Raw genomic sequence first — 20,073 nt, forward strand, 5'->3', positions numbered from 1 at the left:
GGGGCTTCCCTCACCCCAACCCTCTCCCGGAGGGAGAGGGGGCAGTCCGATGCAGCGGGTCATCCCGTTGCGCCGATCTACTCCCTCTCCCCCTGGGAGAGGGCGGGGGTGAGGGGCTTTGGGGAAAGGCTCAAACCTTCTTGATTGTCCGGCTGCGTTGCCCATCGATACCCACCGGCACTTCGCCGCTGAGCGTCACGCGGCGCACGATGCGCGGCTGGGTGCCGTAGTCGTCGACGGCATAGTGCTGGGTCGCGCGGTTGTCCCAGATGGCCACGTCGCCCGGCTGCCAGCGCCAGCGCACGGTGTTTTCCAGGCGGGTGACGTGGCTCTGCAGCACGGCGAACAGGTGCGCCGAGTCGTGCTGCGACAGGCCCTTCAGGCGCTTGACGAAGTGCCCGAGCAGCAGCGTCTTCTCGCCGCTGATGGGATGCACGCGCACTACCGGGTGCTCGGTCTCGTAGACGGTGGAGGTGAACACCTTGCGGTATTCCTCCAGGCGCGCCGGGTCGACGTTCGGGCGCACGCTGGCATAGTCGTATTCGTTGCTGTGCACGGCCCAGAGCGAGTCGGCCAGCGCCTTCAGCTCCGGCGTCAGGTCGTCGTAGGCGGTGGCGGTATTGGCCCAGACGGTATCGCCGCCAGACTCCGGTGCCACCACGTTGCGCAGGATCGACGCCTTGGGATAAGCGTCGACGAAGGTCACGTCGGTGTGCCAGGAGTTGGCGCGGCGGCCCTGGGCGCCGTCCAGCTCCAGCAGGTAATGGGTGCCTTCCTGTACCGGCACGGTGGGGTGCGCCACCGGCTCGCCGAGCAGCTTGGCGAAGGCTTCCTGGCCCTGGTCGTCGAGCTGGGTCTGGCCACGGAAGAAGATCACCTTGTGCTGCACCAGCGCAGCCTGGATGGCCTCGATGGTGGCGGCGTCGAGATCGCCGGAAAGCGTGACGCCGCGAATTTCCGCGCCGATGCGGCCGGCTACCGGGTGGATGTCCAGGTGTACCAGGTCTTGCTGAATGGCTTGTGCTGCAGTGCTCATCTCATCGTCCTCTTGCTGTGGCAATAGCGCCGCGCCCGGGAGCGCGGCGGATGGGGGTCAGAAGTCGTAACGGACCGACGCGCCCAGGGTCCGCGGCTGCCCCACCGAGGCGGTGTAGGAGCCGTTGATGCTGGCGAAGGCGGCCAGGTAGTAGTCCTTGTCGAAGGCGTTCTTCAGCCAGACCGAGGCGTCCAGCTGGCCGTCGCCGAGGTCCTTGCGCAGGCCGACGGAGAAGTTCGCCAGGCCGTAGCCGTCGATCTTCGAGAGGTCGGAGTTGTCCAGCGTGCCCTCGGCCTCGGAGCGGTAGGAGTAGCTGCCGGTCACGTACGGGCGGATGCCGTCGTCGAGGTTCCAGGCGTATTCGCCATTGAGGTTGGCGATCCATTTCGAGGCGCCGACCACGCGTTGCCCGGTGAGGTCGCAAGTGGCGGGCGCGCCGGGCTGGGTGGAGATTTCCGCCGGGCACGGGGCGTCCTTGAACGACAGGTAGGTGACGTCGTTGTAGGAACCGTTGAAGTTCAGCGTCAGGCCGCGAATGGGCAGTGCGGTGGCCTCGAATTCCAGGCCGCGCGAACGCACGCTGCCGGCGTTGGAGAGCACCGAGACCAGCTGGGTCGAACCCGGCGGCTGGTACAGCGTGGTCGCCTGGTAGCCATGGATGCCGGTCCAGAAGAGGTTGGTGTTGAGTTGCAGGCGGTTGTCGAACAGGGTGGTCTTGATCCCCAGTTCGGCGTCGTTGGCGCGCTCCGGGCCGACCAGCAGGGAGTCGGCGCCGGCCGTTGGCGCACTGGCCACGGCCAGGTTCACGCCCCCGGACTTCTCGCCGTGGGACAGCGAGGCATAACCGAGCAGGTCATCGGTGAACTGGTAGCTCAGGCTCAGCAGGGCCGAGGGCGCGAAGCTGTAGAGGCTGAGGTCGCCCGAGTCGTAGGCGCCCAACTGGTTGCGCCGAACCACTGCGCCGACGCCGGTTACCGGCGCGCCACCGACCGGGTCGAAGCGCTCGACCTTGGCGTCCTTCTCCTCGTAGGTGCCGCGCAGGCCGGCGGTGAAGTCCAGCTTGTCGGTGAGGTGCCAGGTGCCCTGGGCGAACAGCGCAAAGCTGTCGGTCTCGATCTTGCCGTTGGCCTTGGAGTAGGTGTTGTTCAGGGCGTTGAGGTTCGCCCCCAGCAGGTACGGGTCGGCCAGCGGGCCGTAGTCGGTGAAGGTCTTGTTGCCCAGGTTCTGGTTGAAGGCATAGGCGCCCAGCACGTAGTCGAAGAAGCCGCCGGTGGGCGAGGCCAGGCGGATTTCCTGGGAGAACTGGCGGTCGTGGACTTCCACGCCGGTGTTGTTGATCGCCGAGACGTTGAGCTGCTCGTCGTTGGCCGGGGTGAAGTGCCAGTAGCGATAGGCGCTGATGGAGGTCAGCTTGTAGCCGCCGTTGAGGTTCCAGTTGGCCTCCACCGAGCTGCCGCCCTGGTGCACGCTGACGTGCTGGCGGCTGTTGATGTTGACCTTGTGCCGGTCCGGATCGCGGATCGGCGAAGCGCCTACCGCGGCAGCACGCTGCCAGAAGCGGTCGGCGGCGCCATAGACCACCATGCTGCCGTTGCTCGAATCCTCCTCGTTGTAGTCGTTGATCCAGCGCAGGTCGAAGTCCTCGCTGGGCTTGAACAGCAGTTGCCCGCGGATGCCCTGGCGCTCGCCGCCGTTCAGGTAGTTGTCGTCATGGACGTTCTTGATGTAGCCGTCGTCGCGGGTGCGGTAGGCGGACACGCGCCCGGCCAGGGTGTCGGTCAGCGCGCCGGAGACGGTGCCCTTGCCCTGGAAGTAGCCGTCCTGGCCACCGGAGACCTCGACGCTGCGCTCGGGGCTGAAGGTCGGGGCGCGGGTGCTGATGTTCAGCACGCCGGCCGTGGTGTTCTTGCCGAACAGGGTGCCTTGCGGGCCGCGCAGCAGTTCCAGCTGCTCGATGTCCAGCAGGTCGAACACCGCCATGCCTGGGCGGCCCAGGTAGACGTTGTCCAGGTAGACCCCCGCGCTGCCTTCCAGGCCGTCGCTGGCCGGGTTGTTGCCGATGCCGCGCACGGCGATGCTCGACTGCCGCGCGTGGATGAAGGCGACGTTCACACTGGGCAGGATCTGCTGCAGGTCCTGCACCTTGTAGACGCGCTGGGTTTCCAGGGTTTCGCCGCCGACCACGGTGATCGGCGTGGGCACCTTCTGCGAATCCTCCTCGCGGCGGCGGGCGGTGACTGTCACCTTGCCCAGGGTGGCATCGGCCTTGGCCGGCGCGGCGCTGACGGGCTTGCTGGTTTCGCCGGTGGTGCTGCCGTCCTCGGCTTCCTCGGCGAATGCCGGTAGCGCGCCGCCCAGGGCCAGCAGGACGATGGCGTAGCGCAGCCGGTGGAGTTTGAAGGGGAAGGGCAAATGTCTCGAAATCATGCTGTGTCCTTATCTGCCGGCGCCAATCGCGGGCAAAACGGGGCCGCGCCACGCAGCAGTGGCGAACGACGTTTTCGGTGGGGTTGAAGCGGCTTCTGCTGTCAGCGACAGCGGGACAGGCACATTCGCGAAGAAAGGAGGGGCAAGGCTGACATCGGGCGACTCCTGGTCTGAGCTATATTCTTAGTTCATAAAAGAATAGATGTTTGCTTTATTCTTCGTTGACGGAATAAGAGCTTGCATTTAAAACCAGCGCATAACGAGCGGCAAATGCCTTTGCCCACTATTTTCAATGCCGGAAATGCATCATGGATCTGCGCCAACTCCGCTACTTCATCGCCCTCAACGAACACCGCAGCTTCGTTCGCGCGGCCGACGCCATGGGCATTACCCAGCCGGCGTTCAGCCGCAGTATCCAGGGCCTGGAGCAGGAGCTGGGCTGCCGCCTGGTGGACCGAGGCAGCAAGGACCTGCGGCCGACTCCCGAAGGCCAGGTGGTGCTGCAGCACGCGCTGAGCCTGGTGCAGGGCGCGAACAACCTGAGCCATGCGGTCGCGAGGCTGAACAAGCTGGATTCGGGCGAGTTGCGCTTCGGCAGCGGGCCGGCGCCTGCACAGAAGCTGGTGTCCGACGCGGTGTCGCGCTTCGTCCAGCGCTACCCGCGCATCCACATCCAGTTCGGCGTGGACAACTGGGAGCGCCTGGCGCGCAGCCTGAGCCGCGAGGAGATCGAATTCTTCGTCGCCGACATCCGCCATTTCGAAGCCGACCCGCACTTCCAGACCCGCGCACTGAAGCCGCGCAGCGGCCTGTTCTTCTGCCGCCAGGGGCATCCGCTGCTGGCCAAGGAAAGTCTCTCCACCAACGACATGTTTGCCTACCCGCTGGCTGCCACGCTGATCCCCCCCAGCGCGCGGAAGATGCTCGCCAACCTCAGCGGGAAGATCGACATCACCACCAATGTGCAGTGCGAGGACATGGCCTCGCTGGTGCGCATCGTCAGCCAGACCGACGCCATCGGCATCGCCGTGGAGGAGGCGCTGAGCGAGCCCATGGCGCGCGGCGAACTGGTGCGCCTGCACTTCCGCAACCTGCCCAACAATGTCGATATTCTCCAGGCCCGTTGCGGCATCGTCACCCGCAGCGGCGACCGCCTCTCGGCAGCGGCGCGGGCAATGATCGAATTGCTGGTGGACCTCGACGCAGGAGTGGAGAGCGCGGTGGCGTGAGGCGGGCTCCGCCTTAAGCCTGGCTCTCCTGGCGCCGGTTCAGTCCGTTTGGCTTTCGAGACCGGTTTGACTCCCAACGTACAGGCCTGGCGAGGATTTACCGAACCTTTACAGAGCGCTGGAAAACTTGCGGCAACAGTGCATGTCAATCTGATGGCAATCCCAAGGGTCCTGTTCTCAGGCATACCAATGGAGTGGTCAGGAGCATTGCGTCATGCGCTTCCCATTCGTCGTGGTCCTGCTGGCCGCGCTGGGTTTCAACACCGCGCAGGCCGAGATTTACAAGTGCACCGTGGAAGGTCGGCCGGTCTTTGCCCAGACCCCTTGTGGCACCGATGATATTCAGGTCATCCCCAATGCCTGGCAGCCGAGCGAGGAAGACGTCGCCCAGCAGAAACAGGCCAACCGCTCTGTCGTAAACTCGACGCTGCAGATGCAGTACGTCAGTCAGGTGACCCGGATGAGAAATCTCATACGGGAGGTCGATCAGACCATCGAGGATTTGCGCGAGAAGTGCGATGAGCGGCTCAGATGGTTGCGCTACGAGCGTAGTCGCGCCAACAACAACCTGGCCGGGGCGATCTGGGAAAACACCATCGTCACGGAGATGATTAATGTGAAGGCGGATTACGACAGGCGTATTGGGGAACTGCTGGATGCCCGAGCGGAAGCGGTGCGCAAGTTGGAAAATTTCGAGACCCAGGCACGTGAGCAACTGGATGCATCGCTGCCTTCGTCGACGAAGTGAGTCCTCGGCATTGGCCTCGGGTAGCCGTTAGCTTCAATCTTGGCAGCTCACCGGACAAGGACGCCCGCAATGACCCTTACGCTCCGCCCCGCCCGCCTGACAGATGTCCCCTACGTCCAGCGCGGCGAAGAGGCCTATATCCGTCAGTGGGAGCCCGCCCATGAGGCACGCTGGAGGGAAGGCTTCGACCGGCATCTGGCGCGCTGGCTCGAGCACTTCGAGCATCTGACCATTGCCGAGCACGCCGGCGAAAGCGTGGGCTATAGCTTTTGGATGCCGGAAGATGGCAGCGCGGAACTTTGCACCCTGGGCGTCAGCACGGCGTGGCGGGGCAGGGGCGTCGGTGCAGCGTTGTTGCAGCGCTACATCGAGGATGCCCGGCAGGAAGGCTACACGCGACTCAAGCTCAGTGTGCGCCCCGACAACCCGGCGCGGCGCCTGTATGAGTGCGCCGGGTTCCAGCCACGGGGCAGCGACGCCCTGGGCTATCGGCAGTACGAATTGCTGATCGACTGAGGCGTCAGACCCACTCGGTGCTGCGCTTGCGCCGCACGCGCAGCATGGTCGGCAGGATCAGCCCGGCGAGCAGGCCGGCGCCGGCGATGCTGCCGCCGTAGGCCATGTAGCGCATCAGCACCTGCTTGTTCTCGTCGCCCAGTTGCGCCTGGGCATCGCGCAGTTGCGAGCGGGCTTCGTTCAGCTCGCTATCCAGCGCGGTGCGTGCGGCCTGAAGTTCGTCGATGAGCTTCTTGCGCGCATCCAGGGTTTCCTGCATGCCCTGGACACGGTTCTTCCAGCTGTCGTCGATGGTCTGCAATTGCGTGGTCAGCTCGGTGACCTTCTGCTCCAGCGCCGGCAGGCGTTCGGCCTGGCCGGGCTTTTCCTGTAGGTCCTTGCTGGCGATCCACACGCTGTTGCCGCTGTCGCTGCGCACCTGGCTGTAGTCGCCGGAGGTGCTGAGCAATTGGACCTTCTGCCCGGAGGTGAGGGTGCCAACGATGCGATAACCATCGGTGGGGCCGCTGCGCACATAGGTGCTCAGGCTGTCGTTCACCCAGCGCGCGTTGCTGGCGGGCTCCTCGGCCTGGGCCGGAGCACCGGCTGCCAGCAGGCCGGCAAACAGGCAGGCACCGAGGGCGCGGGTCTGGAGGGGAGAAACTCGTGCGGGGAAGCGACGCGATAGGGACATGGGCAATCTTCACATGACTTGGAACGAAACCCGCCTTGCGGGAGCGAAAACGCCGGCCGGGCAATTTATTCAGAACTGGCCGGGTGGCTAATGGCCAGGAAACCCACCCGGGGGGCCGACAGCACACAGACAGTCGTCGGATGCCGAGAGTTCACCGCTGGGAAAATGCACGGATGAGTGGTGGGAAAATGCCTGCACTGCCGGGGCAGTCCGTGCGCCGGATAACCGAATCGTCATCCTTGCCTCAGCTTCCCGTTAGCGGCGGCTTCGTAAGGTGGAGTCACTTTCAACCACCCATGAGGTGACTGCCATGCAACTCTCCCGCTTCTTCCTGACCGCCGCCCTGCTGGGCACTTCCTCCCTGGCGCTGGCCGACGGTGGCGGTGACATCACCTTCGCCCGCATGGAGCAGGCTCGCCAGCAGGCCATGCAGGCTCGCGAGGGCGCCCCGTCGCCGATGCAGATCGCCGAGGCAAAGCAGTACACCTACGGGATGAACCTGGACATCGCCGAAGTCGTGGCGGTGACGCCGATGAGCACCGACTGCGGCGTGGTCCCGGTGCAACTGCGCTACAAGGATTCCTCCGGCGAGGAGCAGGCCATCGAGTACCGCACCGAGCGCGTCGCCTGCCGCGCTACCCGCTGATTCAGTCCGGCGAGGCGGGGAATTTCAGGAGGAAGCGCGTCGGCCCTTCCTCCGAACTCTGCGCGCTGGCCGCGCCCAGGTGCAGCTCCATGATCGAGCGCACGATGGCCAGCCCCAGGCCCGTGCCGCCCTGCGCTCGCGAGCGGCCCTTGTCTACCCGGTAGAAGCGCTCGAACAGGTGCGGCAGGTGCTCGGCGGCAATGCCCGTTCCGGGGTTCTGCACCACCAGTGTCACGGTTGCGCCATCGTCCCGCACTTGCACGCTGATGCATTCGCCCTCGGGCGTGTGGCGGATCGCGTTGGAGAGCAGGTTGGAAATGGCGCGCTGGATCATCAGGCGATCGCCCACGACCTGCCCATGCCCCTCGATGGCGATGCGCAACGACCTTTCCTCCGCGCTGAAATCGAACAGCTCGGCGACCTTCGCCGCTTCCTCCTCCAGCTGCACCGCCTCCTGCGGCAGCAGCGCGCGCGGGTGGCTGACCTGGGCGAGGAACAGCATGTCGCTGACGATCCGGCCGACCCGTTCCAGCTCTTCGGTACTGGCGGCCAGCACCGCTTCGTACTCGTCCTTTTCCCGCGGCCGCGACAGCGTCACCTGTGCCTTGCCCAGCAGGTTGCCGATGGGCGAGCGCAGCTCGTGGGCGATGTCGTCGGAGAACTGGGTGAGCTGCTGCACGCCGCCATCCAGCCGATGCAGCATCAGGTTCAGCGCCCGCGCAGCCTTGCCCAGCTCCCGTGGCAGGTCCTGCACGGGAATGCGGTGGCTGAGGTCCTGGGTGGTGATCAGCGAGGCAACCTGGCCGAACTGCCGCAAGGGCTGCAGGCCGCGCTTGGCCACCAGGCGCGCACCCAGGGCAATGAGCAGCAGCAGCGGTGGTACCGCCAGCCAGGCCGAGCGCAGGAAGGCGCCGAGCAGGGCATCGTCCTCGCGCCGATCCAGGGTCAGGAACACCCGTAGGGTATTGCCGTCGCGCAAGCGGACCAGGCCCCGCTCGGTCAGCAGGCGGCGACCGTCCGCCGAGGTCCAGCCGAAGGCGCGGCCACTGCCGGCGAACTCATCGAGCGCCGCTGCGTCGCGGGGCGGCCCGCTGCTGAATCGCGGCGGCTGCCCGCGTTGCTCGTCGAGCAGCGCGGCGCTCAGGTTGTCGTGGCCCATCAGCTGGTCCTGCAGGGCATGGCCGCGCAAGGGCAGGGCAGCGAGGCCGGGGTCTGCGTCCAGCGCGTGACGCAACTGCCCGAGCTTGTCTTCCAGCTCACGGTGGGCGCGCTGGTCCAATTGGTGGTCGAGGGCGAGGTAGGCCAGGGTGAGCAGCAGGACCATCAGCACCGAACCCAGTACGCCGACCCACAGGCCGATGCGCAGCGACAGGCTGGCCGGCTTCATGCGCGCGCTTCCAGCACGTAGCCGACCCCGCGCAGGGTGTGGATCAGCTTGTCGGCGAAGGGATCGTCGATCTTCGCCCGCAGGCGGCGGATGGTGACTTCCACCACGTTGGTATCGCAGTCGAAGTTCATGTCCCAGACCAGCGAGATGATCTGCGTGCGCGAGAGCACCTCGCCGCTGCGGCTCATCAGCAGGTGCAGCAGGGCGAACTCCTTGCTGGTCAGGTCTATTCGGCGGCTGTCGCGGTAGGCGCGGTGGCGGCCGGGGTCAAGCTCCAGCCCGCCGATCTCCAGCACCTGGGGCTGGTCGATGCGTTCGCTGCGGCGCATCAGCGAGCGCACGCGGGCGAGCAGTTCGGGGAATTCGAAGGGCTTGAGCAGGTAGTCGTCGGCGCCCAGGTCGAAGCCTTTCACCCGTTCGGTGAGGCGGCCGCGGGCGGTGAGCATCATCACGCGGATATCGCTGTGCTGGCGCAGGCTGGCGAGTACGTCCCAGCCATCCATCTGCGGCAGGTTCACATCGAGGATGACCAGGTCGTAGGCGCACTGCCGCGCCAGGTGCAGGCCATCGACGCCGTTATCGGCGCGGTCGACCACATAGCCGCTTTCGCTCAGCCCCTGTTGCAGATAATCGGCCGTCTTGTGGTCGTCCTCGATGAGCAGGATTTTCATCAATAGTTACTCGGTAATTGCGTGAGAAATAATGCCGGGGACACAGGAAAGTTCGCCGAGCCCTGTAAAGCGCGCGCAGTCTAGAAGCTGTAGCGACTTCAGGGTCAATCGCGGCGATGTTGTATTCGGCGTTGTTCAGAAAACCGGGGAAGTTCTGCAGGTGACTGCTCTTGAGGGGTTTTCTGGGGAATGCAGGGCTGCCGGGAATTTCGCGAATTGTTTCCTGAAGTTACCTGGAAGAGGTGCGAGGCCTTTTTAAATACATACAACGAGAACTCCCCGGCTGACCAATTACATGTTTGTAATTATCCAGTCACCTTGTCGCTAGAGAGGCGCCCCTAGATTCGCCGATGGAAATGACGGCATGCCGTCGAAGTTGACTCCATCGTGCGAGGTTCGCCGTGTTTGCAAGACGTACTGGGTTCGTTCCATGGGCGGGGTTGCTCGCCTTGCTGCTCTGGCAGTCGCCTGCCTGGGCGCAAAGCCGAGAGATCGGCATCGAGGAGGCGCTGCAGGCTGCGGCCAATGGCAATCCCGAACTGTCTGCCAGCGCCCGTGAGATCGGCATCGCCCAGGGCTTGCGCGAGCAGGCCGGCCTGCTGCGCAACCCGACGCTGTCCTGGGAGCAGGAAGGCACCGAATCGCGCAATCGCACCACCACGGTGGGCATCAGCCAGCCGCTGGAGCTGGGCGGCAAGCGGGGCGCGCGGGTGGAACTCGCGGAGCGCGGCCAGGCCGTCGCCGCGCTGAGCCTGGAGGCGCGGCGCAACCAGCTGCGCGGCGAGGTGATCGCAGCGTTCTTCACGGCCTTGCGCGCCCAGGAGCGTGAACGGCTGGCACAGCAGTCCGTCGAGCTGGCGCGGCGTGGCGTGGCCGCGGCTGACGGGCGTGTCCGCGCCGGCAAGGCCCCGCCGCTCGAGGCCGATCGCGCGCAGGTACAGCTGGCCGAAGTGCGCCTGGAGCAGGATCGCGCCCGCCGCGACCGCGCCGACGCCAACCAGGCGCTGGCCAGCCTGATGGGGCTTGCCTCGCCGGACTTCACCGGCGTGCGCAGCGAGACAGCCCGTTCACTGCCCGGCCTGCCCTCCAGCGAAGAGCTGTTGCGCCGTCTGGCCGACAGCGCCGAGATGCGCCTGGCGCAGAGTCGCATCGATGAAGGCGAGGCCGCCGTGCGTCTGGCGAAGACCCAGCGGATTCCCGACCTTGATGTCAGCCTGGGCAGCCAGGAGGCAATCGAGGACGGCAACCGCGACCGCATCGCGGTGATCGGCCTGAGCCTGCCCTTGCCGCTGTTCGACCGCAACCAGGGTAACATCCTCGCCGAGTCGCGCCGGGCCGATCAGGCTCGCGACCAGCGCAACGCCGTCGAGCTGCGTCTGCGCCAGGAGACCCAGCAGGCCTGGCAGCAGTGGAGCACCGCCCAGGGCGAGGTGAACGCCTTCCGCCAGACCATCCTGCCCACCGCCCAGACCGCCGTGGAAAGCGCCACTCGCGGTTTCGAGATGGGCAAGTTCGGCTTCCTCGAAGTACTCGACGCCCAACGCACCCTGATCGCCGCGCGCGACCAGTACCTGCGCGCGCTGGCCCAGGTCAGCGATGCCTGGGGCCGCATCGAACGGGTCTACGGCGATGTCGGCGCGGCCCGCTAAGGCTCGCCGCGCCTGGCTCGCCCTGCTGCTGGTGACCCTGACGCCGTCTGCCGCGGCGCCGACTGCGGGCCTGCCGGTGCATTGGTGCGTCCACGACCTCTTCAGCAACCTCCATCACCTTGCGGTGCCAGCGTCACAGCGCGGTGCCGGCGGATACTTTCTGGAGCTTCCATGATCAACAAACCCCCTCTCGCCGCCGCCGTGCTGCTCGCCTCTGCGCTGGGCGTCAGCGCCTATGCCTGGATGGGCAGCGAACAGGCCGGTGGCAACCACCTCGACGATGCGACCCACGCGGACGGCGAGCACCACAACAGCCTGGCGCCGACCCTTCATGCCGAAGCGGCGAGCCATGCCGACGGTGAGCATCACGCCGCCCAGGAAGCCGAAACCGAAGAGCAAGTCCTGCATCTGACCCCGGCACAGATCGAGGCAGCCGGCATCCAACTGGTCACAGCCGGGCCGCAGGCGCTGGATGAGGCATTCAGCCTGCCCGGCGAGATCGGCTTCGACCAGGACCGCACTGCCCACGTCGTACCGCGCACGCCGGGCGTGGTGGAGTCGGTGGCAGTTGAGCTCGGGCAGAACGTGAAGAAGGGCGAGCTGCTGGCCGTGATCGCCAGCCAGCAGGTGTCCGAGTTGCGCAGCGAGCTGGCCGCCGCCCAGCGCCGGGCGAGCCTGGCGAACAAGACCTTCGAACGCGAACGCGAGCTGTGGCAGGAGAAAATCTCCGCCGAGCAGGATTATCTCCAGGCCCGCCAGGACCTGGAGGAAGCCCGCATCGCCCTGGCCAATGCGCAGCAGAAGACCAACGCCCTGAGCGGCGTGTCGGCCAGCGCCGGCGGCAACCGCTACGAGCTGCGGGCGCCGTTCGACGGCGTGGTGGTGGAGAAGCACCTGGTGCCCGGCGAGGTGGTCAGCGAGACCACGGCGGCGTTCACGCTGTCCGACCTGTCGCGGGTCTGGGCCAGTTTCAGTGTCGCACCGCAGGACCTCGCGCGGGTTCAGGTGGGCAAGCCGGCACGGGTTGAAGCGGCGGACCTGGGCATGCAGGTCGACGGTCGCGTGAGTTACGTCGGCAACCTGCTCGGCGAGCAGACCCGCAGCGCGGTGGCCCGCGTGACCCTGGCCAATCCCGATGGCGCCTGGCGCCCGGGCCTGTTCGTCAATGTGCGGGTCAGCAGTTCGGCACGCCAGGTGCCGGTCGCGGTACCGGAGCAGGCCGTCCAGGAGGTGGAGGGCCAGCCGAGCGTATTCGTGCGCAATGCCGAAGGCTTCGACCCGCGCCCGGTCAACCTTGGGCTGCGCAGCGCCGGCCAGGTGGAAGTGCTGGCGGGACTCTCGGCGGGTGATCAGGTGGCGGCCGAAGGCAGCTTCATTCTCAAGTCGGAGCTGGGCAAGAGCTCGGCGTCCCACGCTCACTGACGGGGCGCCAGCATGTTCGAACGCATCATTCGTTTTGCCATCGAGCAGCGCTACCTGGTGCTGCTCGCCGTCCTCGGCATGGCCGGCCTGGGTATCGCCAGCTACCAGAAACTGCCCATCGACGCGGTGCCCGACATAACCAACGTGCAGGTGCAGGTCAACACGTCGGCGCCGGGCTTCACGCCGCTGGAGACCGAGCAGCGCATCACCTACCCGGTGGAAACCGCCATGGCCGGCTTGCCGGGCCTGCAGCAGACGCGCTCGATTTCGCGCTCGGGGCTGTCGCAGGTGACGGTGATCTTCAAGGACGGTACCGACCTGTTCTTCGCCCGCCAACTGGTCAACGAACGCCTGCAGCAGGCGCGCGAGCAGCTCCCAGAGGGTGTCGAGTCGGCCATGGGGCCGATCTCCACCGGCCTGGGCGAGATCTTCCTGTGGACCATCGAGGCCGAGCCGGGCGCGCGCAAGGAGGACGGCAGCGAGTACACGCCGACCGATCTGCGGGTGATCCAGGACTGGGTGATCCAGCCGCAACTGCGCAACGTGCCGGGTGTGGCCGAGGTGAACACCATCGGCGGCTTCGCCAAGCAGTTCCAGGTTGCCCCGGATACCCGCCGGCTGGCGGCCTACCGGCTGACCCTGGCGGACGTGATCGCTGCACTGGAGCGCAACAACGCCAACGTCGGCGCCGGCTACATCGAGCGCAACGGCGAGCAGTTGCTGGTGCGTGCGCCGGGGCAGGTGGGCAGCCTGGAGGACATCGCCAACATCGTCGTGGCCAATGTCGATGGCACACCGATCCGCCTGCGCAATGTCGCCGAGGTCGGCCTGGGGCGCGAGCTGCGCACTGGCGCCGCTACCGAGGACGGCCGCGAAGTGGTGCTCGGCACGGTGTTCATGCTGATCGGCGAGAACAGCCGCACCGTCGCCAAGGCTGCCGCGGCCAAGCTGGACGAGATCAACCGCACGCTGCCGGCCGGGGTCAAGGCGGTGACCGTCTATGACCGTACACAACTGGTCGACAAGGCCATCGCCACGGTCAAGCGCAACCTCACCGAGGGGGCGATCCTGGTGGTGGCAGTACTCTTCCTGTTCCTGGGCAATATCCGCGCGGCGTTGATCACCGCCATGGTGATCCCGCTGGCGATGCTGTTCACCTTCACCGGCATGTTCAGCAACCGCATCAGCGCCAACCTGATGAGCCTCGGCGCGCTGGACTTCGGCATCATCGTCGATGGCGCCGTGGTGATCGTCGAGAATGCCATCCGCCGACTGGCCCACGCACAGCAGCACCACGGCCGCCTGCTGACCCGCCGCGAGCGGATGCACGAGGTCTTCACCGCGTCGAAGGAAGCGCGCCGCGCGCTGATCTACGGGCAGTTGATCATCATGGTGGTGTACCTGCCGATCTTCGCCCTCACCGGCGTCGAGGGGAAAATGTTCCACCCGATGGCCTTCACCGTGGTGCTGGCGTTGCTGGGCGCAATGATCCTCTCGGTGACCTTCGTGCCGGCGGCCATCGCGCTGTTCATCAGCGGCAAGGTGAAGGAAGAGGAAAACCTGCTCATGCGTGGCGCGCGCCGCGCCTATGAACTGGTGCTGGACTGGGTGATGGCGCGGCGCGCGCTGGTGTTCGCCTGCGCCGCGGTGCTGGTGCTGCTCTCCGGCCTGCTGGCCAGCCGCATGGGCAGCGAGTTCGTGCCCAGCCTGGGCGAGGGCGACTTCGCCCTGCAATCGCTGCGCACGCCGGGCACCAGCTTGTCGCAATCGGTGGCCATGCAGGAGGCCCTGGAGCGCCAGGTGCTGGTCAAGGTGCCGGAGGTGCAACGCATGTTCAGCCGCACCGGCACCGCGGAGATCGCCTCGGACCCGATGCCGCCGAATATCTCCGACGCCTACGTGATGTTGAAACCCAAGGAGCAGTGGCCCGATCCGAAGAAGAGCCGCGCGCAGCTGGAAGCGGAAATCCAGGAAGCAGCCAATGGCGTGCCGGGCAGCGCCTATGAGCTGTCGCAACCGATCCAGCTGCGCTTCAACGAGCTGATTTCCGGGGTGCGCAGCGACGTGGCGGTGAAGGTCTTCGGCGACGACATGGCGGTCCTGAACCAGACCGCCGAGCAGATTGCCGGCGTGCTGCGCCAGGTGCAGGGCTCGTCCGAGGTGAAGGTCGAGCAGACCAGCGGCCTGCCGGTGCTCACCGTGAACATCGACCGCCAGCGTGCCGCGCGTTACGGGCTGAATGTCGGCGACATCCAGGACAACGTCTCCGTGGCCATCGGTGGCCGCGAGGCGGGTACGCTGTTCGAGGGCGACCGCCGCTTCGACCTGATCGTGCGCCTGCCGGAAAGCCTGCGCAGCGACATCGACGCCCTGTCGCGCATGCTCATCCCGGTGCCGGCCCCGGCCAATGCCACGGATTCGCGCATCGGCTTCATCACCCTGGGCGAAGTGGCACGCCTGGAACTGGTGCAGGGGCCGAACCAGGTCAGCCGCGAGAACGGCAAGCGCCTGGTGGTCGTGAGCGCCAACGTGCGCGGGCGGGATATCGGTTCGTTCGTCGCCGAGGCGAGCGGCAACATCGAGCGGCAGGTGAAGCTGCAGGCCGGCTACTGGACGACCTGGGGCGGCCAGTTCGAGCAGTTGCAGTCGGCGGCGCAGCGTTTGCAGATCGTGGTGCCGGTGGCGCTACTGCTGGTGTTCACGTTGCTGCTGATGATGTTCAACAACGTGCGCGACGGGCTGGTGGTTTTCACCGGGATTCCCTTTGCCCTCACCGGTGGCGTGGTCGCGCTGTGGCTGCGGGATATCCCGCTGTCGATCTCGGCAGGCGTCGGTTTCATCGCGCTGTCCGGCGTGGCGGTACTCAATGGCCTGGTGATGATCTCCTTCATCCGCAGCCTGCGGGAGGAGGGGCGTGGCCTCGACGCGGCGATCCGCGAGGGGGCGCTGACCCGCTTGCGCCCCGTGCTGATGACCGCGCTGGTGGCCTCGCTGGGCTTCGTGCCCATGGCCCTGGCCACCGGCACAGGTGCGGAAGTGCAGCGGCCGCTGGCGACCGTGGTGATCGGCGGCATCCTCTCGTCGACCACGCTGACACTGCTGGTGCTGCCGGCGTTGTATCGGTGGATGCATCGGCGGGATGAGGATGCCCGGGTGCAGCGGGAGGGAACTGGCCTCGGCCGCTGGCGAGCCGGGCAGATGTACGGTCGGGAAATGCTCTGAACTATCCCGGCCGGGATGTTTCCATCGATGGAGCGTCCGCCACTCCGACGCTCTGTCCGGCACAGGGGTGGCAGCGGCTCTGGCCGCCTGCCTGTGCCCCGAGCCACCAGCGTACAGGGGCAGTACTGTCCCGGGAGATGCAGCGTGAAAGAGGAAATTGTACCCGAGCCGCGGCCGGGGCCGATCGCCGAGCACGACAAGCCGGGCGAAAGACCGCCGAGGACACCGGTGCGCAAGGACGAGCCTGATCCTGCGCGTCCAGGCCCCGTGATCGAAGAGCCCCATGAGAAAAACGACCGCCCGGAGGGCGATTCGAAAGATCGGCGGTAACCGTCGTGGATGCCTGGTGTGGGGCCCTGGAAATGCCCGCCCCAGGCATCGCACGGATCGATCCCCCTGTGTCGCCCCGCCAGCGCTCGGAGGTCATTTGCAGCGCTGCCGCTCGCTCCTGGCCGTAGCAGTCGGAGACGTGCTCTCTGTCGGTTGTCCGCCCGTGCACCCGGCTGCCGAGGTGACTGACAGTCTTCCCGCCTATTCATCGCTCCAAAGGGAACGACGAACTCAGCGCAGCGATTCCGGCCCATTTCTGGGGGATTGCTTCTATTGACCTCAGGCTAGGTTGAGGTTTTAGAGTCCGGCCCGAACCTTTGCGCAGTGGCGAATTCGCCCCTGCGCATAAGCACACTGGACAGGCAGGCGCCGGGGAGACGTTCGATGAACATCATGATTGTGGGCGCGAGCCGGGGGCTGGGCCGCGCGCTGGCCGAGGGCCTGGGACGGGCGGGCGATACCGTGGTGGGCGTATCGCGCAGGCGGCCGGATGCATTGACGGCCGTTGAAGGCGTCCAGCTCGAGTGGATCGAAGCCGACCTGTCGGTCGCCGGAGAGGCCGCGTCAGCCATCGAAGCGCAGGCGCCTGCCGAGCTGGATGTATTGATCTGCAATGTCGGCCTCTGGGAGGAGGAGGCCTTCAGCGAAGGCTATTGCTTCCTCAGCGATTCCGACGAGTCCATCGGCAGGATGGTCGACGTGAACATCACCGCCACGCTGTTCCTGCTCAGGCGCCTGGTTCCCAGGCTGCTGGACTCGTCACGGCCGCAACTGATCCTGACCGGGTCGACATCCGGCTTGCGCCAGAGCGGACGTCCCGAGGTGACCTTCGGTGCTTCCAAGTTTGCTCTCAATGGCATGGCCGATGCGCTGCGCGAGGGCTTCAGGGACAGCAGGCTGGCGGTGAGCGTGCTCCAGCTGGGTTACCTGAACACCGAGGATCCGCTGACCACGCCCCTGGCGGATGCCGCTCGCCGAGGAGGAGGCCATCAGGTTCCAGTGCATGATGTGGTGCGAATGGTCGATGCGTTGTTGCAGCTTTCGGGAGCTTCGTTCGTCCGCGAGCTGGTCCTGCCGGCGATTCGAGACGAGCGCTTCTGACATCGCACCTTCCAGGCTCCACGAAAAAAAGGCGCCCTTGCGGGCGCCGAGGGTTCCTCTTCCTCCAAAGGGGCACGTGGAGCGCCAGGAAGTGGAGCAGTCTTGCGGGGGAAAACATCACCAGAAGCCTTGGGGGGCGGTGATGCCTTCCGTTATACCCAGGGGCGCCTAACGGCAGGCTGATGCGCAGCTGACAATTCCGTCATCCGCCTGCCAGGCGCCGGCCTTACAGCACGGCCAGCGGGTATTCGATGATCAGCCGCACTTCGTCCAGGTCCGATTCGAAGGCGGTGGCGCGAGTCGTCGCCTGGCGCACGCGCAGCGACAGGTCCTTGAGCTGGCCTTCCTGGAATACGTACTTGGCCTCGATGTCGCGCTCCCAGCGCTTCTGGTCGGTCAGCGGGTCGCCGTTGTCGTCGCGGCGCATGTACACGGCGTTGGCATTGGAGTAGTCGGCGTCGGTACCGCGGGCGTAGCGGGTCATGAAGCTCAGGCCGGGCACGCCGTAGGTGGCCATGTCGAGGTCGTAGCGGACCATCCAGGAGCGCTCCTTCGGCGAGTTGAAGTCGCTGTACTGGATGGAGTTGTCGAGGTAGATCGAGTCGGCCTGGCGCAGGTAGTCGAAGTCGTTGTTGCCGTTGTTGCGCTGGTGGCTGACGGCGATGCGGTGCGCGCCGAAATGCACGCCGGCGCTGGCGCTCCAGATGTTGGTGTTGAACTCGCCGAGCAGCTCGCGCCCCTCGTCCTGCGACTTGTAGTAGTTGAACCCGCCGAACAGCTCCACTGCCTCGCTGAGCGGGAAGTTCAACGCAGTGCCGAAGTAGTACTGGTTCCAGGCGTCCTTCAGGCGGCTGCTGTAGAGGCTGACGCTGGCATTGTCATTGATCGCGTAGTCACCGCCGCCGTAGGCAAGCCAGGACGAATCCACCGGGCCGGCGTAGAAGGTGGCGAAGCCGTCGTCCATCTGCCGTGATTGCGGCTGGCTCATGGAGTGCAGGCGGCCACCCTGCAGGGTCAGGCCTTCCAGGCTGGTGTTCTGCAGGGTGAAGCCGCGGAAGGTCTCGGGCAGCAGGCGCGAGTCGCCGTAGTGCACCACGGGTGTCTCCGGGAACACATCGCCGACCTTCAGCACCGTGTCCCACAGGCGCACCTTGGCCGCGCCGCCGGCCTTGGAGTAGTCGCTTTCGGTGCGGCCGTCGTTGTCGGTGGGCAATACGTCCACCGAACTGCCCGCGCCGTTGCGGCCATCGCCGGTATCGAGCTGGAAGCCGAGCATGGCGAAGGCGTCCACCCCGACGCCGAGCGTGCCCTGGGTGAAGCCGGATTCGAACCTGCCGATGATCCCGTGGGCCCAGACTTCCGAGTAGCCGTTGCCGCGCGGCGGTACGGACTGGCCATGGCGGGCGTCGCGGTTGAAGTAGAGGTTGCGGTTGAGGATTTCCAGGCTGGCGCCTTCGATGAAGCCTTCGGGCTTCTCTTCGGTTGTCGCTTCGGCGAAGACGGTCGGCGATGCGATGCCCAGTGCCAGCAGCGAAGCCGCCAGCGGGAATTTGCGTCGGTATTTTCGAGGCGTGCGATACATGAATGTGCTCCTAAGGGCAGGATGGTCGGTTACCGCCTGCTGTTGTTGTTTTCGCCCAGGCGTGGCGAGGGCCACGGGCATCGTGTAGGAGCGTGGATAACGAGCCGGTGAGCGGCGGATGACAAATCTGTCAGGCAGCGGCGGGGCAGCGCTGGCAGGCAAACCGATGTCGGAACCAGGCAATCGTTCCCGGCGGTCGATGCCTAGGGTGGCGAACCCTCACCGAAACGATCTGGAGCCGACATGTCCGATTTCATTACCGTGCTGCGCGACACCTGCCCGACGCCCGTGCTGGATGCCACCAAGTGGCAGCGCATCGGCGGCGACCCGCACACCGTCAACCTCAATGCCTACCTGTCGGCGGACGGCAGCAAGATCATGGGCACCTGGATCTGCACCCCCGGCAAGTTCCAGGTGAACTACGAGAAGTGGGAGTACTGCCATTTCCTCGACGGCTACTGCGTCATCACCCCCGAGGGCGAGCAGCCGATCCATCTGCGCGCCGGCGATGTATTCGTTATCGAGCCGGGCATGAAGGGCACCTGGGAAGTGGTGGAGACGGTGCGCAAGTACTTCGTCTTCGCCTGACCAGGCGGGTATGAAAAAGGGAGCCGACAGGCTCCCTTTCTGCGTTCCGGGCGGCTCACTGCGGGCCGTCGCTGACCGACCAGCTGGCCGCCGATACATAGGGCGCCAGTGCCAGTTCGCCGGCCAGGGCTTCCAGCAGGCTGTCCTTGTCGCTGGGGGCCAATACCAGCGCGGCCACTTCCACTTCGCCGCCGGTCTTGCGCGCGTGGCTCTCCAGGCTTTGCAGGGCCAGGCCGTTGGCACTCAGGCGGCGCAGCAGGGTGGAGCGCACCAGCGCTTCCTGGTGGGCCTCGGTGACGGCCTCGACCGTGTAGTAGCGCTCGCTGCTCGGTTCTATCGGCGCGTGACGCTGGATCCAGCGCGTCACCGAGGGCAGCGTCAGGTTGCACAGCACGATCAGCAATGTGGCGACCAGCGCTGCCGCGAGGAAGCCGCTGCCGGCCAGCACGCCTACCGCCCCGGTGCACCAGACCGTCGCCGCGGTGCTCAGGCCGCGCACGCTGAGGCCGTCGCGCATGATCACGCCGGCACCGAGGAAGCCGATGCCGGTGACCACCTGTGCCGACATGCGCACCACCTGGTCCTCCGCGCCCATGAGGAAGGGCAGGGTGGCGAAGGTAGCGGCGCCGAGGGAGACCAGCCCGTGGGTGGCGACCCCGGTGAAACGCTGGCGCCACTGGCGCTCCATGCCGATCAGCGCGCCGAAGCAGAGCGCTGCGAAGAGGTCGAGGATGATGTCGAAGTACATGCCGTGGTGCTCCGCGCCGGCCTTGCGCCGGCGCCCGTGGGAGGGCGCGTGCCCCGCTATGGTTGAAGATGCGGCCAGTCTAGCGGGCCGCGCAGTGT

At 66.3% G+C, this 20,073-nt stretch carries 16 protein-coding genes; 9 read left to right on the forward strand and 7 right to left on the reverse strand.

The window, feature by feature from the left end; genetic code table 11:
* Positions 1-130 precede the first annotated feature (130 nt).
* Both PNI01S_RS07820 and PNI01S_RS07825 read right to left on the reverse strand, forming a co-directional pair.
* Positions 131-1,036, reverse strand: a complete 906-nt coding sequence (locus PNI01S_RS07820) for a TauD/TfdA dioxygenase family protein (protein ID WP_024767020.1) — start codon at positions 1,034-1,036, stop codon at positions 131-133.
* 57 nt (positions 1,037-1,093) lie between these two features.
* Positions 1,094-3,463, reverse strand: coding sequence for a TonB-dependent receptor (locus tag PNI01S_RS07825; RefSeq protein ID WP_024767021.1), 2,370 nt, complete (start codon positions 3,461-3,463; stop codon positions 1,094-1,096).
* Positions 3,464-3,771: 308 nt separating this feature from the next.
* Between PNI01S_RS07825 and PNI01S_RS07830 the strand changes: the two genes are divergently transcribed.
* The 3 genes from PNI01S_RS07830 to PNI01S_RS07840 all read left to right on the forward strand — a co-directional run bounded on the left by PNI01S_RS07830 (position 3,772) and on the right by PNI01S_RS07840 (position 5,956).
* Positions 3,772-4,692, forward strand: coding sequence for a LysR family transcriptional regulator (locus PNI01S_RS07830; protein WP_024767022.1), 921 nt, complete (start codon positions 3,772-3,774; stop codon positions 4,690-4,692).
* Positions 4,693-4,906: 214 nt separating this feature from the next.
* Positions 4,907-5,440: a DUF4124 domain-containing protein gene (locus tag PNI01S_RS07835; protein ID WP_024767023.1), complete on the forward strand. Its 534-nt coding sequence runs from the start codon at positions 4,907-4,909 to the stop codon at positions 5,438-5,440.
* A gap of 69 nt (positions 5,441-5,509) precedes the next feature.
* Positions 5,510-5,956, forward strand: coding sequence for a GNAT family N-acetyltransferase (locus PNI01S_RS07840; protein ID WP_084357760.1), 447 nt, complete (start codon positions 5,510-5,512; stop codon positions 5,954-5,956).
* Positions 5,957-5,960: 4 nt separating this feature from the next.
* Here PNI01S_RS07840 and PNI01S_RS07845 read toward each other — a convergent pair whose 3' ends face one another.
* Complete coding sequence (locus tag PNI01S_RS07845; RefSeq protein ID WP_084357761.1) at positions 5,961-6,629, reverse strand: TIGR04211 family SH3 domain-containing protein; 669 nt, start codon at positions 6,627-6,629, stop codon at positions 5,961-5,963.
* A gap of 310 nt (positions 6,630-6,939) precedes the next feature.
* On the opposite strand from PNI01S_RS07845, the gene PNI01S_RS07850 reads away from it, so the two are divergent.
* Positions 6,940-7,275, forward strand: a complete 336-nt coding sequence (locus tag PNI01S_RS07850) for a DUF2790 domain-containing protein (protein WP_024767026.1) — start codon at positions 6,940-6,942, stop codon at positions 7,273-7,275.
* A gap of 1 nt (position 7,276) precedes the next feature.
* On the opposite strand, the gene PNI01S_RS07855 is transcribed toward PNI01S_RS07850, so the two are convergent.
* Together PNI01S_RS07855 and PNI01S_RS07860 are read right to left on the reverse strand one after the other, a co-directional pair.
* Positions 7,277-8,662: a heavy metal sensor histidine kinase gene (locus PNI01S_RS07855; protein ID WP_084357762.1), complete on the reverse strand. Its 1,386-nt coding sequence runs from the start codon at positions 8,660-8,662 to the stop codon at positions 7,277-7,279.
* Positions 8,659-9,333 (reverse strand): heavy metal response regulator transcription factor, encoded by a 675-nt coding sequence (locus PNI01S_RS07860; RefSeq protein ID WP_054909263.1) that lies wholly within the window; start codon positions 9,331-9,333, stop codon positions 8,659-8,661. Before PNI01S_RS07860 ends, PNI01S_RS07855 begins: the two co-directional genes overlap by 4 nt.
* Positions 9,334-9,773: 440 nt before the next feature.
* On the opposite strand from PNI01S_RS07860, the gene PNI01S_RS07865 reads away from it, so the two are divergent.
* The 4 genes from PNI01S_RS07865 to PNI01S_RS07885 all read left to right on the forward strand — a co-directional run bounded on the left by PNI01S_RS07865 (position 9,774) and on the right by PNI01S_RS07885 (position 17,057).
* Positions 9,774-10,982 carry a TolC family protein gene (locus tag PNI01S_RS07865; RefSeq protein WP_038803189.1) on the forward strand — a complete coding sequence of 403 codons (1,209 nt, stop codon included), beginning with the start codon at positions 9,774-9,776 and terminating at the stop codon, positions 10,980-10,982.
* A 171-nt stretch (positions 10,983-11,153) separates the two neighbouring features.
* The gene (locus tag PNI01S_RS07875) at positions 11,154-12,404 is read left to right on the forward strand and encodes an efflux RND transporter periplasmic adaptor subunit (RefSeq protein WP_084357764.1); all 1,251 of its coding nucleotides are present in this window, start codon (positions 11,154-11,156) and stop codon (positions 12,402-12,404) included.
* A 12-nt stretch (positions 12,405-12,416) separates the two neighbouring features.
* The gene (locus PNI01S_RS07880) at positions 12,417-15,626 is read left to right on the forward strand and encodes a CusA/CzcA family heavy metal efflux RND transporter (protein WP_084357765.1); all 3,210 of its coding nucleotides are present in this window, start codon (positions 12,417-12,419) and stop codon (positions 15,624-15,626) included.
* A 714-nt stretch (positions 15,627-16,340) separates the two neighbouring features.
* A complete protein-coding gene (locus PNI01S_RS07885; protein WP_084357766.1) occupies positions 16,341-17,057 on the forward strand; it encodes an SDR family NAD(P)-dependent oxidoreductase in 717 nt (238 codons plus the stop codon).
* A 226-nt stretch (positions 17,058-17,283) separates the two neighbouring features.
* Here the strand turns inward: PNI01S_RS07885 and PNI01S_RS07890 are convergent, their stop codons facing one another.
* Complete coding sequence (locus tag PNI01S_RS07890) at positions 17,284-18,639, reverse strand: OprD family porin (protein WP_084357767.1); 1,356 nt, start codon at positions 18,637-18,639, stop codon at positions 17,284-17,286.
* Between the two features lie 243 nt (positions 18,640-18,882).
* On the opposite strand from PNI01S_RS07890, the gene PNI01S_RS07895 reads away from it, so the two are divergent.
* Positions 18,883-19,227 (forward strand): cupin domain-containing protein, encoded by a 345-nt coding sequence (locus PNI01S_RS07895; protein ID WP_037014773.1) that lies wholly within the window; start codon positions 18,883-18,885, stop codon positions 19,225-19,227.
* Between the two features lie 55 nt (positions 19,228-19,282).
* On the opposite strand, the gene PNI01S_RS07900 is transcribed toward PNI01S_RS07895, so the two are convergent.
* Positions 19,283-19,975: an MgtC/SapB family protein gene (locus PNI01S_RS07900; RefSeq protein ID WP_084357768.1), complete on the reverse strand. Its 693-nt coding sequence runs from the start codon at positions 19,973-19,975 to the stop codon at positions 19,283-19,285.
* Between the last annotated feature and the right edge of the window lie 98 nt (positions 19,976-20,073).

Source organism: Pseudomonas nitroreducens NBRC 12694, from assembly GCF_002091755.1.
Lineage (GTDB): Bacteria > Pseudomonadota > Gammaproteobacteria > Pseudomonadales > Pseudomonadaceae > Pseudomonas > Pseudomonas nitroreducens.

Coding starts and splice junctions, on each gene's coding strand:
- PNI01S_RS07840 (WP_084357760.1), top strand. CDS start 5,510: ATGACCCTTACGCTCCGCCCCGCCCGCCTGACAGATGTCCCCTACGTC.
- PNI01S_RS07875 (WP_084357764.1), top strand. CDS start 11,154: ATGATCAACAAACCCCCTCTCGCCGCCGCCGTGCTGCTCGCCTCTGCG.
- PNI01S_RS07830 (WP_024767022.1), top strand. CDS start 3,772: ATGGATCTGCGCCAACTCCGCTACTTCATCGCCCTCAACGAACACCGC.
- PNI01S_RS07825 (WP_024767021.1), bottom strand. CDS start 3,463: ATGATTTCGAGACATTTGCCCTTCCCCTTCAAACTCCACCGGCTGCGC.
- PNI01S_RS07895 (WP_037014773.1), top strand. CDS start 18,883: ATGTCCGATTTCATTACCGTGCTGCGCGACACCTGCCCGACGCCCGTG.
- PNI01S_RS07890 (WP_084357767.1), bottom strand. CDS start 18,639: ATGTATCGCACGCCTCGAAAATACCGACGCAAATTCCCGCTGGCGGCT.
- PNI01S_RS07845 (WP_084357761.1), bottom strand. CDS start 6,629: ATGTCCCTATCGCGTCGCTTCCCCGCACGAGTTTCTCCCCTCCAGACC.
- PNI01S_RS07820 (WP_024767020.1), bottom strand. CDS start 1,036: ATGAGCACTGCAGCACAAGCCATTCAGCAAGACCTGGTACACCTGGAC.
- PNI01S_RS07855 (WP_084357762.1), bottom strand. CDS start 8,662: ATGAAGCCGGCCAGCCTGTCGCTGCGCATCGGCCTGTGGGTCGGCGTA.
- PNI01S_RS07860 (WP_054909263.1), bottom strand. CDS start 9,333: ATGAAAATCCTGCTCATCGAGGACGACCACAAGACGGCCGATTATCTG.
- PNI01S_RS07885 (WP_084357766.1), top strand. CDS start 16,341: ATGAACATCATGATTGTGGGCGCGAGCCGGGGGCTGGGCCGCGCGCTG.
- PNI01S_RS07900 (WP_084357768.1), bottom strand. CDS start 19,975: ATGTACTTCGACATCATCCTCGACCTCTTCGCAGCGCTCTGCTTCGGC.
- PNI01S_RS07850 (WP_024767026.1), top strand. CDS start 6,940: ATGCAACTCTCCCGCTTCTTCCTGACCGCCGCCCTGCTGGGCACTTCC.
- PNI01S_RS07835 (WP_024767023.1), top strand. CDS start 4,907: ATGCGCTTCCCATTCGTCGTGGTCCTGCTGGCCGCGCTGGGTTTCAAC.
- PNI01S_RS07880 (WP_084357765.1), top strand. CDS start 12,417: ATGTTCGAACGCATCATTCGTTTTGCCATCGAGCAGCGCTACCTGGTG.